5 protein-coding genes, 1 tRNA gene and 2 rRNA genes are annotated in these 13,583 nt (G+C 69.6%); 7 read left to right on the forward strand and 1 reads right to left on the reverse strand.

Annotated features, from left to right (window positions below; genetic code table 11):
• The 4 genes from G3I60_RS12790 to G3I60_RS12805 form a co-directional block, all read left to right on the forward strand.
• Window positions 1–103, forward strand: a 23S ribosomal RNA gene (locus G3I60_RS12790); the annotation flags it as partial.
• 78 nt (window positions 104–181) lie between these two features.
• Window positions 182–298 (forward strand): 5S ribosomal RNA (rrf, locus tag G3I60_RS12795).
• A gap of 130 nt (window positions 299–428) precedes the next feature.
• Complete coding sequence (locus tag G3I60_RS12800) at window positions 429–1,100, forward strand: DegT/DnrJ/EryC1/StrS aminotransferase family protein (RefSeq protein ID WP_138358952.1); 672 nt, start codon at window positions 429–431, stop codon at window positions 1,098–1,100.
• Window positions 1,101–1,176: 76 nt separating this feature from the next.
• A tRNA-Thr gene (locus G3I60_RS12805) sits at window positions 1,177–1,252 on the forward strand.
• A gap of 89 nt (window positions 1,253–1,341) precedes the next feature.
• Here the strand turns inward: G3I60_RS12805 and G3I60_RS12810 are convergent.
• On the reverse strand, window positions 1,342–3,963 hold the full coding sequence (locus tag G3I60_RS12810; RefSeq protein WP_138358954.1) for a SpoIIE family protein phosphatase: 2,622 nt from the start codon (window positions 3,961–3,963) through the stop codon (window positions 1,342–1,344).
• Window positions 3,964–4,256: 293 nt separating this feature from the next.
• Here G3I60_RS12810 and G3I60_RS12815 point away from each other — a divergent pair, with 293 nt between their 5' ends.
• From G3I60_RS12815 to G3I60_RS12825, 3 genes are all read left to right on the forward strand, one after another.
• The gene (locus G3I60_RS12815) at window positions 4,257–9,689 is read left to right on the forward strand and encodes a HAMP domain-containing protein (protein ID WP_343241940.1); all 5,433 of its coding nucleotides are present in this window, start codon (window positions 4,257–4,259) and stop codon (window positions 9,687–9,689) included.
• A 225-nt stretch (window positions 9,690–9,914) separates the two neighbouring features.
• Window positions 9,915–10,595, forward strand: a complete 681-nt coding sequence (locus G3I60_RS12820; RefSeq protein WP_138358936.1) for a two-component system response regulator — start codon at window positions 9,915–9,917, stop codon at window positions 10,593–10,595.
• 114 nt (window positions 10,596–10,709) lie between these two features.
• Window positions 10,710–13,463 (forward strand): DNA translocase FtsK, encoded by a 2,754-nt coding sequence (locus tag G3I60_RS12825; RefSeq protein WP_164607144.1) that lies wholly within the window; start codon window positions 10,710–10,712, stop codon window positions 13,461–13,463.
• The last annotated feature ends 120 nt before the right edge of the window (window positions 13,464–13,583 follow it).

Genomic DNA, 13,583 nt, shown 5'->3' on the forward strand with positions numbered 1-13,583 from the left:
GAGGGGTTAAGGCTCCCAGTAGACGACTGGGTTGATAGGCCAGATGTGGAAGCCCGGTAACGGGTGGAGCTGACTGGTACTAATAGGCCGAGGGCTTGTCTAACTATTTTTGCTTCGCGTCCACTGTGTAGTTCTGAAGTAACGAACCGTGATAACACCCGGTTGGTTAACTTCATAGTGTTTCGGTGGTCATAGCGTTAGGGAAACGCCCGGTTACATTCCGAACCCGGAAGCTAAGCCTTTCAGCGCCGATGGTACTGCAGGGGGGACCCTGTGGGAGAGTAGGACGCCGCCGAACAATCATTCAGCCCCAACCCCCGAGCTTCGGCTCGGGGGTTGGGGCTTTTTTGTTGTCCGTCACCCCATGTTCATGTGCCGGCGGGAACCTTGGCACCTCGACATGTGGAGGTAGGGACGTGCGTCAGCTGATGATGGACAGACAGCCCCTGCAAGCTCTCGGTATCGGTGTGGGCGACGAGGTGATCGTGCCGTCCTTCGCGCCCGAGTCGTCCGCGGCGGCCGTGGTGATGGTGGGCGCGACACCGGTGTTCGCCGATATCGACCCGCGGACGTACTGCCTCGACCCCGCCTCCGTGGAGGCCGCACTGACCCCCAGGACGTCGGCCGTCATAGCGGTGCACCTCTTCGGCCACCCGGCCCCGATGCGGGAGCTGGGGGAACTGGCGGCGCGGCAGGGGATCGCGCTGGTCGAGGAGGAGGAGCCGGCGGGGGACGTGGGGGAGATCGCCCGCCGCCGCGCGCACGCCCGCTTCCTGGACTCGGCGCTGACCGGCGTCATCGTGCCGTACGTCGAGCCGGGCGCGCACCACGTCTACCACCACTACACAGTGCGGATCCCGGGCAACGGCCGGCCCGACCGGGACGCCTTCGCCAGGGCGCTGTCGAGGCGCGGCGTACGGGCGACCGTGAGCGTCCCGACGCCCGTGCACCGGCTCGCGGCGCACCGGTCCCGTGAGGTGCTGCCGGAGACCGAGCGGGCCGCGGCGCAGGCGCTGTCGCTGCCGGTGCACTCGGGTCTCACCCAGCGGGAGTTGACGCATATCGCCGACGCCTGCAACGCCCTCGGTGGCCTGCTCTGATCCGGTCCGGCGGCGGTTCGGGGCGGGTTACCGAGCACGGCACTTCATGGGTTAAGATTTTCCATGTCGACACCGAGCCCCTATAGCTCAGTCGGTAGAGCGTCTCCATGGTAAGGAGAAGGTCTGCGGTTCGATTCCGCATGGGGGCCCCAGTACAGAAAGACCCCCCGCCTGACGGCGGGGGGTCTTTTCGTTGTCCGGGCCCCCGGCGCCCGGGGCACCGCGGGTTCCTGCCGTGCCGTCAGTTGTCGGGCAGGGCGGGGACGCGCATCGCGAGGATGGCCATGTCGTCGGAGGGCGCGTCGGAGGCGAAGCGTTCCACCGCGCGCTGGATACGGGCGGCGACGGCGCCGGCGGTGAGGCCGGTGCAGGTGGCGAGAACGTCGGCGAGGCCGTCGTCACCGAGCATGCGGGTGCCCTCGCGGCGTTCGGTCACGCCGTCGGTGACGCAGAGCATGACGTCGCCCGGGTCCAGGGTGATGGTCTGTTCGACGAGCTCCAGGTCCTCCAGGACGCCGAGGAGCGGCTGCGGGTCGGCGGCGGACTCCACGGTGCCGTCCGGACGCAGCCGCAGCGGCAGCGGGTGGCCGGCGCAGACGACCTTGAGGATGGCGCTGCCGTCGGGCTGCGGCCACAACTCCCCGTAGAGCAGGGTCAGGAAGCGGCTGCGGGCGCCTTCGTCCAGGATGGCGGCGTTGAGCCGCTCCAGGACGGCCGGCCCGCCGAAGCCCTCGCGGGCGAGGAGCCGGATCGCGTGCCGGGCCAGGCCGGTGACGGCCGCGGCCTCGGGGCCGGTGCCGCAGACGTCGCCGATGGCGAAGCCCCAGCAGCCGTCGCGGATCGGGAACAGGTCGTAGAAGTCGCCGCCGACCTCGTTGCCTTCGCCGGCCGCCCGGTAGATGACCTCGACCTCGACGCCGGGGATGGGCGGCAGGCCCGGCGGCAGCAGGCTGCGCTGGAGGGCCTGGCTGATGGCCGTGCGCTCGCTGTACAGCCGGGCGTTGTCCAGGGCGAGGGCGGCGCGGCGGGAGAGGTCCTCGGCGAGTTCGAGGATCTCCTGGCGGAAGCGTTCGTCGGCGGGCTTGCCGAGGGTGAGCATGCCGATGACGCGGTTACGGGCGACGAGCGGCAGGACGACGGTCTCGCCGCCGACCGCGGCGGCGGTCGCCAGGGCGGTGCCGGGTCCGGTCGCCGGGCGGCCGGCCTCGCCGAGGCCGAGGCTGCGCAAGGAGGCGCGCAGTGCGGTGGAGTGGGCGGCGTCGGAGGGCGCGGTCCAGATGCGCGCGCCGGGCGTGGGCTCCGGCGCGGGCGGGTTGAGCTTCGACAGCAGGGCCTTGATGCCGTCGATCCGGTCCTCGTCCTCGTGCAGCACGAAGGCGAGTTCGGGTTCCGACTGTTCGGCGATGGTGTAAACGGCGCACCAACTGGCCAGGGTGGGCACGGTCATCTGGGCCATGAGGGCCAGCGTCTGGTCGCGTTCCAGGGTGCCCGCGAGCAGGTCGGAGGCCTCGACGAGGAAGGACAGCGAGCCGCGGCGCAGCCGTTCCAGCTCGGTGAGGCGGGCGCTCTCGACGGCCAGCGCGATGCGGTCCGCGGCGAACTGCAGCCGCAGCGCCTCCTCGTTGGAGTAGCGGCCCGGTGCCTCGGCGGCGACGCCCAGGGAGCCGGTGAGGCGGCCCTCGACCTTCAGCGGCACGGTGACGATGGAGCGCATACCGGTGCCGGCGAGCAGTGGGACGGCGCCGGGGACGGCGTTGAGGTCCTCGTGGACGGCGGGCATCCTGGCGCTGCCGTAGCGGCCGGTGCCGGCCTCGACGGGGACGCGGGCGAAGCGCTGCCGGGCGGAGGGCAGGCCGGTGGAGGCGCGTACCTCCAGCTCCGTCTCGTCGTCGGTGGCGAGCAGCAGGTACGCGGCGTCGCCGTCGAGCATGTCGCGGGCGCGCTCCACGGTGCGCTGCAGCAGCCCGTCGAGGTCGTCTGGCGCCGGGGAGCCGATGAACACCTCGAAGGCGTCCGCGGCCTTTCCGCGGTCGCCGGACGCGGAGTCCGAGTTGACGGGGCCGCGCGCGGGGCTCTGCAGGACGGCCCGCTCGTCGGCGCGGACCAGCAGGCAGACGGTGGAGGGCTCACCGGTGGTGTCGCGGACCCGCAGATGGGAGCCGTACACGGGCTGTACGCGGCCGTCGGCGCCCCGTATCCCGTAGGTGCCCTCCCAGCGGGAGAGGAGCAGCGCCTCGGCGAGGCCGATGCCGGTGCCGGGGGTCTGCGGCCAGGCGGTGAGTTCGGTGAGGGGCTTTCCGATCATCCGCTCGGAGGTGTGGCCGAACAGATCCGTGGCGTCGTCGTTCCAGCGCGTGACGACGGCGTGCCGGTCGACCTGGATCACGGCGACCCGGACCCGCTCGTCGGTCAGCGGCAGGGCGGCGGTCGGCAGGGCGGGGCTCGCGGCGCGGGTGCCCGCGGAGCGCTCCGGCAGGTCGAGCTGGAACCAGACGTGCTTGGCGGCGGGGGTGTACTCGACGCCCCAGCGGCTGGCGAGGGCGGAGCACAGGACGAGGCCGCGGCCGCCCTCACTGTCCGGGTTGCGGATCTGGAGTCCGGCGTCCTGGAGGGGAACCTCACGCTCGGGGTACCGGTCGGCGACCTCCACCCGTACCGCTGTGTCGTAGCGCAGGCACTGTACGTCAGCGGAGGTGCCGGCGTGGACCACGGCATTGGTGACGAGTTCGCTGGTCAGAACGACAGCGTCATCGACGATGTCGGAGAAGCCCCAGCCCTGCAGAGTGTCGCGGACGAAGGCGCGCGCGATGGCGACCGATCGCCCCACCGGCTGGAAGGTGGCCGCTGCCCGCGCCGTGATCACAGAACTCCTTGTGCGCCCCAGGACGCTGTCGTCGGTCTCGCTCTCGATTCCCTGCGCCGTCACCGGCGGCCCCCGTGAGGTGTAGGCCCGGTCTGTGGCGGGCAACCGGATGCCAGGTTACTTACCTCTGCTGATGGCGTGTGCGCTGGTTCCGGGTGTTTCTGCCCCGATCGTGCGACAGGTCATATGCGAAGCTGCCGAACTGTTATGGCCATGCGCAGGCATGGTGAAACACTGGGCATGTCTAAGAGGCAGTTCACGAGCAGTTTGGTCGACCCTCCGGGAGGGACACGGTGGAGTCCAGCGCATCGACGCGCGGTGCAGTTTCGCGTGCAAAGAACGCGCGATCCCGCGCCAACGGGACCATCGAGGTGGATTCGGCTGCCTTGTACAGACTTCTGGCGGCGTTGGCGTCCATGAGGGACGGCAACTTCCGCAAGCGGTTGACGGTGTCGGGAGACGGGCTGATGGCGGAGATCTCCGCCGTCTTCAACGAGGTCGCCGACCGCAATCAGCATCTGACGGGTGAGCTGGCGCGGGTGCGCCGGGTGGTCGGCCGTGAGGGAAAGCTCACGGAGCGGCTGGAGACCGGTGCCTGCGAGGGCTCGTGGGCGGCGGCGATCGACGCGTCCAACGCGCTGGTCGACGATCTCGTCCGGCCGGTCTCCGAGGTGGGAAGGGTGCTGTCGGCGGTCGCGGAGGGCGATCTGGAACAGCGGATGGACCTGCGGTCGCAGGGCGCGGACGGTTCCGCGCATCCGCTGCGCGGTGAGTTCCTCAAGGTCGGCCGGACGGTCAACGGCCTGGTGGACCAGTTGTCCGCGTTCACCGACGAGGTGACCCGCGTCGCCAGCGAGGTCGGCACCGAGGGCAAGCTCGGCGGCCAGGCCAAGGTGCGCGGTATGTCCGGTTCGTGGAAGGACCTGACGGATTCCGTCAACACGATGGCGTCCCGGCTCACCGCCCAGGTACGTGACATCGCTCTCGTGACGACGGCGGTCGCCAAGGGCGATCTGTCCCGGAAGGTCACGGTTCACGTGGCCGGCGAGATGCTGGAACTGAAGAACACCGTCAACACGATGGTCGACCAGCTGTCGTCGTTCGCCTCCGAGGTGACGCGAGTCGCCCGTGAGGTCGGTACTGAAGGTGAGCTCGGCGGTCAGGCGCAGGTGCCGGACGTCGCCGGGGTGTGGAAGGACCTGACGGACTCCGTCAACCTCATGGCCGGGAACCTGACGGCCCAGGTGCGGGACATCGCACAGGTGACGGCGGCGGTCGCCAACGGCGACCTGTCGCAGAAGATCACCATCGGGGCGCGCGGCGAGGTGGCGCAGCTCGCCGAGACGATCAACGCGATGACCGAGACGCTGCGGACGTTCGCCGACGAGGTGACCCGCGTGGCGGGCGAGGTGGGCGCCGAGGGGCTGCTGGGCGGTCAGGCGCAGGTGCCGGGGGCGGCGGGGACGTGGAAGGACCTCACGGACTCGGTGAACACCGCCTTCCGCAACCTCACCGCACAGGTGCGGGACATCGCGCAGGTGACGACGGCGGTCGCCAACGGCGACCTGTCGCAGAAGGTCACGGTGGACGTCTCGGGCGAGATGCTGGAGCTCAAGAACACCGTGAACCCGATGGTGGACCAGCTGTCCTCCTTCGGCGCGGAAGTGACACGGGTGGCGCGTGAGGTCGGCGTCGAGGGTGAGCTGGGCGGTCAGGCGCAGGTGCCGGGCGCGGCGGGGACGTGGAAGGACCTCACCGACTCGGTGAACACCGCCTTCCGCAACCTGACGGGCCAGGTCCGCAACATCGCGCAGGTGACGACGGCGGTCGCCAACGGCGACCTGTCGCAGAAGGTCACGGTGGATGTCTCCGGCGAGATGCTGGAGCTCAAGAACACCGTGAACCGCATGGTCGACCAGCTGTCGTCCTTCGCGGCCCAGGTGACCCGGATGGCGCGGGACGTGGGCACGGAGGGCCGGCTCGGCGGCCAAGCGCGGGTGGACGGCGTCGCCGGCACCTGGAAGGACCTGACGGACTCCGTCAACTTCATGGCGGGCAACCTGACGTCCCAGGTGCGGCAGATCGCCCAGGTGACGACGGCGGTGGCGCGGGGTGACCTGTCGCAGAAGATCGACGTGGACGCCCGGGGCGAGATCCTCGAGCTGAAGAACACCATCAACACGATGGTCGACCAGCTGTCCTCGTTCGCCGACCAGGTGACCCGCGTCGCCCGCGACGTGGGTACCGAGGGCCGGCTCGGCGGCCAGGCGCAGGTGCCCGGCGTCGCGGGTGTGTGGCGCGATCTGACCGATTCGGTGAACGGCATGGCGGGGAACCTGACCGCCCAGGTCCGCAACATCGCGCAGGTCGCGACGGCGGTGGCGCGCGGTGACCTGTCGCAGAAGATCGACGTGGACGCACGGGGCGAGATCCTCGAGCTGAAGAACACCCTGAACACGATGGTCGACCAGCTGTCGTCCTTCGCCGAGCAGGTGACCCGGGTGGCCCGCGAGGTGGGTACCGAGGGGATCCTGGGCGGCCAGGCCGAGGTCAAGGGAGTGAGCGGCACGTGGAAGGACCTCACGCAGTCCGTCAACTTCATGGCCAACAACCTGACGAGCCAGGTCCGCAACATCGCCGAGGTCACCACGGCGGTCGCCAGCGGCGATCTGTCGAAGAAGATCACCGTCGACGCCAAGGGCGAGATCCTCGCCCTGGTCACCACCGTCAACACGATGGTGGACACGCTGTCGGCGTTCGGTGACGAGGTCACCCGCGTCGCCCGTGAGGTGGGTACCGAGGGCCAGTTGGGCGGCCGGGCCCGGGTGCGCGACGTGTCGGGCATCTGGAAGGACCTGACCGACAACGTCAACCTGATGGCCAACAACCTGACCAATCAGGTGCGTTCGATCGCCGCGGTCGCCACCGCGGTCGCCAACGGCGATCTCACCAAGAAGATCACCGTCGAGGCGCGCGGCGAGGTCGCCCAGCTTGCAGAAACGATCAACACGATGGTCGACACGCTGTCGGCGTTCGGTGACGAGGTCACCCGCGTCGCCCGCGAGGTCGGCACCGAGGGCATCCTCGGCGGCCAGGCCCGCGTTCCCGGCGTCGCCGGCACGTGGAAGGACCTCACCGAATCGGTGAACGGCATGGCGTCCAACCTCACCGGCCAGGTCCGCAACATCGCCATGGTGACCACCGCGGTCGCCCGCGGCGACCTGTCCAAGAAGATCGACGTGGACGCCCGCGGCGAGATCCTGGAGCTGAAGACGACCATCAACACGATGGTCGGCCAGCTGTCCGCCTTCGGTGACGAGGTCACCCGGGTGGCGCGCGAGGTGGGTACCGAGGGCCGGCTGGGCGGCCAGGCCCGGGTTCCGGACGTGTCCGGCATCTGGAAGGACCTCACCGAATCGGTGAACCTGATGGCCAACAACCTGACCAGCCAGGTCCGCAACATCGCGCAGGTGGCCACCGCGGTGACCCGCGGCGACCTCAATCTCCGGATCGACGTGGACGCGGCCGGCGAGATCCTGGAGCTCCAGGACTACATCAACACGATGATCGTGCGCCTCCGGGAGACCACGCTCGCCAACAAGGAGCAGGACTGGCTCAAGGGCAACCTGGCCCGTATCTCCGGTCTGATGCAGGGCCGCCGGGAGCTGGGCGACGTGGCCGCGCTGATCATGAGCGAGCTGACCCCGGTGGTCTCCGCGCAGCACGGCGCGTTCTTCCTCGCCGAGGAGATCGGTGACGGCAGCGAGATCGGCGCGGGGGAGGACGAGGACGCGTACGAGCTGCGGCTCGTCGGGTCGTACGGCTTCTCCAAGCGCTCGATGCCCACCACGTTCCTGCCCGGTGAGGCGCTGATCGGGCAGGCCGCGATCGAGAAGCGGTCGATCCTGGTGGAGAACGTGCCGCCGGGGTACCTGAAGATCGTTTCGGGGCTCGGTGAGGCGCCCCCGGCGCATGTCATCGTCCTTCCGGTGCTGTTCGAGGACCGGATCCTGGGTGTGATCGAACTGGCCGCGTTCCAGCCGTTCACCCAGATCCAGAAGGACTTCCTCAGCCAGATCACCGACATCATCGCGATCAGCGTGAACACGATCAGCGTCAACACCAAGACCGAGGGGCTGCTGGAGCAGTCCCAGGAGCTGACCGAGCAGCTCAAGGAGCGTTCGGGCGAGCTGGAGAACCGGCAGAAGGCGCTGCAGCTGTCCAACGCCGAGCTGGAGGAGAAGGCCGAGCTGCTGGCCCGGCAGAACCGCGACATCGAGGTGAAGAACACCGAGATCGAGGAGGCCCGGCAGGTCCTGGAGGAGCGCGCCGAGCAGCTCGCGGTCTCGATGCGCTACAAGTCCGAGTTCCTGGCCAACATGTCGCACGAGCTGCGCACCCCGCTCAACTCGCTGCTGATCCTGGCCAAGCTGCTCGCCGACAACGCCGACGGGAACCTGTCGTCCAAGCAGGTCGAGTTCTCCGAGACGATCCACGGCGCGGGCTCGGACCTGCTGCAGCTCATCAATGACATCCTCGACCTGTCGAAGGTCGAGGCGGGCAAGATGGACGTCAGTCCGACCCGTATCGCCCTGGTGCAGCTCGTCGACTACGTCGAGGCGACGTTCCGTCCGCTGACGGCGGAGAAGGGCCTGGACTTCTCGGTCCGGGTCTCGCCGGAGCTCCCGGTCACCCTGCACACGGACGAGCAGCGGCTGCTGCAGGTGCTGCGCAACCTGCTCTCCAACGCGGTGAAGTTCACCGACAGCGGCTCCGTCGAACTGGTCATCCGGCCGGCGGGTCCCGAGGTCCCGCAGTCGATCCGTGAGCAGCTGCTGGAGTCCGGGGCGCTGCGCGACGCGGACCAGCCGCTGATCGCGTTCTCCGTCACCGACACCGGGATCGGGATCGCGGCGAGCAAGATGCGGGTGATCTTCGAGGCGTTCAAGCAGGCCGACGGCACCACCAGCCGCAAGTACGGCGGCACCGGCCTGGGCCTGTCGATCAGCCGGGAGATCGCCCGGCTGCTGGGCGGCGAGATCCACGCCGACAGCCAGCCCGGCCGCGGCTCGACCTTCACCCTGTACCTGCCGCTCAGCAGCAGTGAACTGCCGCCGCACGGCTACCCGCAGCTGCCCGGGGGCGAGGTGATCAGCGAGTCGGAGCACCACACGCCCGCCCGCAACCGTCTCGCGGGCAGCAGCCTGTCCCGGCTGCGCCGCCGCTCGGCGCCCCCGCAGCTGCAGTCGCTCCCGGGACAGCCCACGGCGCTGCCCGCGGAGGAGTCCTGGGTGGACGGCACGCACTCCGACGGGTACGCGCGCTTCGCGGGCGGGTTCAACGGCGAGAAGGTGCTCATCGTCGACGACGACATCCGCAATGTCTTCGCGCTGACCAGCGTGCTGGAACAGCACGGGCTGACGGTGCTCTACGCGGAGAACGGCCGCGAGGGGATCGAGGTCCTGGAGCAGCACGACGATGTCGCGATCGTCCTGATGGACATCATGATGCCGGAGATGGACGGTTATGCGACGACGACGGCGATCCGCAGGATGCCGCAGTTCGCCGGACTGCCGATCCTGGCGCTGACGGCGAAGGCGATGAAGGGTGACCGGGAGAAGAGCATCGAGTCCGGAGCGTCGGACTATGTCACCAAGCCGGTCGACACCGATCACCTGCTGGCACTCATGGAGCAGTGGATGAACGCCCGTGGAACACCCCGTTGAAAGGTGGACTGTTGACGGGGTGTGTCCCTTCAGGTGTGAGGGGGCGGGATTCAGGGAACCTTCTGGTCTCCGCTAGCGTTTCTGCTTCGTGCACAGTGACATGGCGGTGACAGGGTGTGGCGAACGGCAGGTGCGGCTACCATGACCGGCACAAGGACGGGCGGCGCAAGGGAGTCGTCCCCGGGGGCGGCCACCAGCGTGGTGCCGGGACGAGGAGGGCGGGCCATGGTGCAGAAGGCCAAGATCCTTCTTGTCGACGACCGGCCGGAGAATCTGCTGGCGCTGGAGGCGATCCTCTCGGCGCTCGATCAGACGCTGGTACGGGCGGCATCCGGGGAAGAGGCGCTGAAGGCGCTGCTCACGGACGATTTCGCGGTGATCCTGCTCGATGTGCAGATGCCGGGCATGGACGGGTTCGAGACCGCCGCCCACATCAAGCGGCGCGAGCGGACCCGTGACATCCCGATCATCTTCCTGACGGCGATCAACCACGGCCCGCACCACACCTTCCGCGGTTACGCGGCCGGTGCGGTCGACTACATCTCCAAACCCTTCGACCCGTGGGTGCTGCGCGCCAAGGTGTCGGTCTTCGTCGAGCTCTACATGAAGAACTGCCAGCTGCGGGAGCAGGCGGCGCTGCTGCGCCTCCAGCTCGAGCAGGGCGCTTCGGTGGGCGTCAACGGGGCGAAGGAGCCTGCCGGGCTGCTCGCCGAGCTGTCCGCGCGGCTGGCCGCCGTCGAGGAGCAGGCCGAGGCGCTGTCGAAGCAGCTCGACGAGTCGGCGGACGCGGCCGCGGTGGCGACCGCCGCGCATCTGGAGCGCAAGCTCACCGGTCTGCGGCGGGCGTTGGACGCTCTGGAGCCCGGCACCGGCGACGGCGGCGTCAGGTATCCCCCACAGGACTGAGCGGAACCCCCGCCGTTGACGCTGTGTCACCCTTGGCCCACCCGAGGCGCGACACGGACGGGGGTATCCGACGCACGCGTGTCCAGCCGGGTCTTCGGAGGTAATCTCGGCACCATGGCCTCACGTACGCCCGGCGGCACTGCCAAGAAAGCTCCGGCGAAGCCTGCGGCCAAGAAGACCGCGGCGAAGAAGACCGCAGCGAAGAAACCACCTGCCAAGAAGGCGGCGGCCCCCCGTGCGGCGAAGGGGGCCGCTCCCAAGCCCGCTCCCAAAGCGGCCCCGTCGCCCACCGGTGGCGTGTACCGGATGACGCGCGCCCTGTGGCTCGGCGTCGCCCACGGCATCGGCGCGGTGTTCCGCGGCATAGGGCGCGGCGCACGCGGCCTCGACCCCGCGCACCGCAAGGACGGCGTGGCGCTGCTGCTGCTCGGTCTGACGCTGGTCGTGGCCGCGGGCACCTGGTCCAATCTGCGCGGCCCGGTCGGCGATCTCGTGGAGATGCTCGTCACCGGCGCGTTCGGCCGGCTCGATCTGCTGGTGCCGATACTGATCGGCGTCGTCGCGGTCCGGCTGATGCGGCACCCGGAGCAGCCCGAGGCCAACGGGCGGATCGTCATCGGGCTGTCCACCCTGGTCCTCGGCGCCCTCGGCCTGGTCCACCTGGCCTGCGGTTCGCCGAGCCGGGACGCGGGAGCCGAGGCGCTGCGCGACGCGGGCGGCCTGATCGGCTGGGCGGCCGCGTCGCCGCTGCTCTACACCGTCGGCTCGGCGCTCGCCGTACCGCTGCTGCTGCTCATCACCGTCTTCGGGCTGCTGGTCGTGACGGCCACCCCGGTCAACGCGATTCCGCAGCGGCTGCGGCTGCTCGGCACCAAGCTCGGCCTGTACGAGGCCCCGGAGGATCTGGACGACCTGGACGCCGTTCCGATGGAGGAGCTGTTCGAGGACGATCAGGAGCAGGAGCACGACGTCCCGCGCCGCAGGTCCCCGCTGCGCTTCACCAAGCACGACCAGGGCATGGAGGAACTCGCGGCACTGGGGGAGTTCGGTGACGAGGCGGCCGACGAGCCCCGGCCGCGCCGCCGCCCGCGGCGCAGGCCCGAGCCCGGCGAGCAGGACTACGCGGCCGCCTCCGGCATGGACGCGGTGGACGTGGCGGCCGCCGCGGCCGCGGCGCTGGACGGCGCCGTGCTGCACGGCGTGCAGCCGTCACCGCTGCTCGCCGGTCTCAGCAACAGCGTCAAGACGGGGTCCGGCAGCGGATCGGGCGTGCCCGCGGCCCGCGCCGAGGACGAGCCGTCGACCGGCTCCGGCGTCCCCGACCTGACCAAGAAGACCCTCGACCCGGTGGACCCGCTTCCGCCGCGCGCCGAGCAGCTCCAGCTGTCCGGCGACATCACCTACTCGCTGCCCTCGCTGGACCTGCTGGAACGCGGCGGGCCCGGCCGTACCCGCAGCGCGGCGAACGACGCGGTGGTCGCCTCGCTGCAGCAGGTCTTCACCGAGTTCAAGGTCGACGCCACGGTCACCGGCTTCACCCGCGGCCCGACGGTCACCCGCTACGAGATCGAGCTGGGCTCGGCGGTCAAGGTCGAGCGGATCACGGCGCTGGCCAAGAACATCGCGTACTCCGTCGCCAGCCCGGACGTCCGGATCATCAGCCCGATCCCCGGCAAGTCGGCGGTCGGCATCGAGATCCCGAACAGCGACCGCGAGATGGTCAACGTCGGCGACGTACTGCGGTCCGCCGCGGCGGCCGGCGAGGACCACCCGATGACGGTGGCGCTCGGCAAGGACGTCGAGGGCGGGTACGTCATGGCGAACCTCGCCAAGATGCCGCACATCCTGGTCGCCGGCGCGACCGGGTCGGGAAAGTCGTCCTGCATCAACGGCCTCATCACCTCGATCATGTGCCGCGCCACCCCGGACGAGGTCCGGATGGTGCTGGTGGACCCCAAGCGCGTCGAGCTGACCGCGTACGAGGGCATCCCGCACCTGATCACGCCGATCATCACCAATCCGAAGCGGGCCGCCGAGGCCCTGCAGTGGGTGGTCCGCGAGATGGACCTGCGCTACGACGACCTGGCGGCCTTCGGCTTCCGGCACATCGACGACTTCAACGCGGCGGTGCGGTCCGGCAAGACCCAGCCGCTGCCGGGCAGCGAGCGCGAGCTGTCGCCGTACCCGTATCTGCTGGTGATCGTGGACGAGCTGGCCGACCTGATGATGGTCGCGCCGCGCGATGTGGAGGACTCGATCGTCCGCATCACGCAGCTGGCCCGCGCCGCCGGGATCCACCTGGTGCTGGCCACCCAGCGGCCCAGCGTCGACGTCGTCACCGGTCTGATCAAGGCGAACGTGCCGTCGCGGCTGGCCTTCTCCACCTCCTCGCTCGCCGACAGCCGGGTCATCCTGGACCAGAACGGCGCCGAGAAGCTGATCGGCAGGGGCGACGGGCTCTTCCTCCCGATGGGCGCGAACAAGCCGACCCGTATGCAGGGCGCCTTCGTCACCGAGGAGGAGATCGCCAAGATCGTCGAGCACTGCAAGGCGCAGCTGACGCCGACGTACCGGACGGACGTGGCGGTCGGCACGGCGCCCAAGCGGGAGGTCGACGAGGAGATCGGCGACGATCTGGACCTGTTGTGCCAGGCGGCGGAGCTGGTCGTCTCCACCCAGTTCGGCTCGACCTCGATGCTGCAGCGAAAGCTGCGTGTGGGATTCGCCAAGGCGGGCAGGCTCATGGATCTGATGGAATCGCGCGGAATCGTCGGGCCGAGCGAAGGTTCGAAGGCGCGGGACGTCATGGTCAAAGCGGACGAACTGGATGGGGTGCTGGCCGTCATCCGCGGTGATGCTCACTCGTAAGAGCATGCGGGGCAACCGTTTCTCCTGTTCGTGCGTCAAGTTGATGCAGGAGGACGACATATGGCCGACTGTCAGGCTCGCTCGGGCTGTCAGGTCCATGCGCGCCGGATCCGTGAGAGA

Source organism: Streptomyces sp. SID13666 (genome assembly GCF_010548325.1).
GTDB classification, from domain to species: Bacteria; Actinomycetota; Actinomycetes; order Streptomycetales; family Streptomycetaceae; genus Actinacidiphila; species Actinacidiphila fildesensis.

Bases quoted from the DNA above. Each gene is read 5' to 3' on its own strand.
- G3I60_RS12820 (WP_138358936.1), top strand. From the start codon at position 9,915: ATGGTGCAGAAGGCCAAGATCCTTCTTGTCGACGACCGGCCGGAGAAT.
- G3I60_RS12800 (WP_138358952.1), top strand. From the start codon at position 429: ATGATGGACAGACAGCCCCTGCAAGCTCTCGGTATCGGTGTGGGCGAC.
- G3I60_RS12825 (WP_164607144.1), top strand. From the start codon at position 10,710: ATGGCCTCACGTACGCCCGGCGGCACTGCCAAGAAAGCTCCGGCGAAG.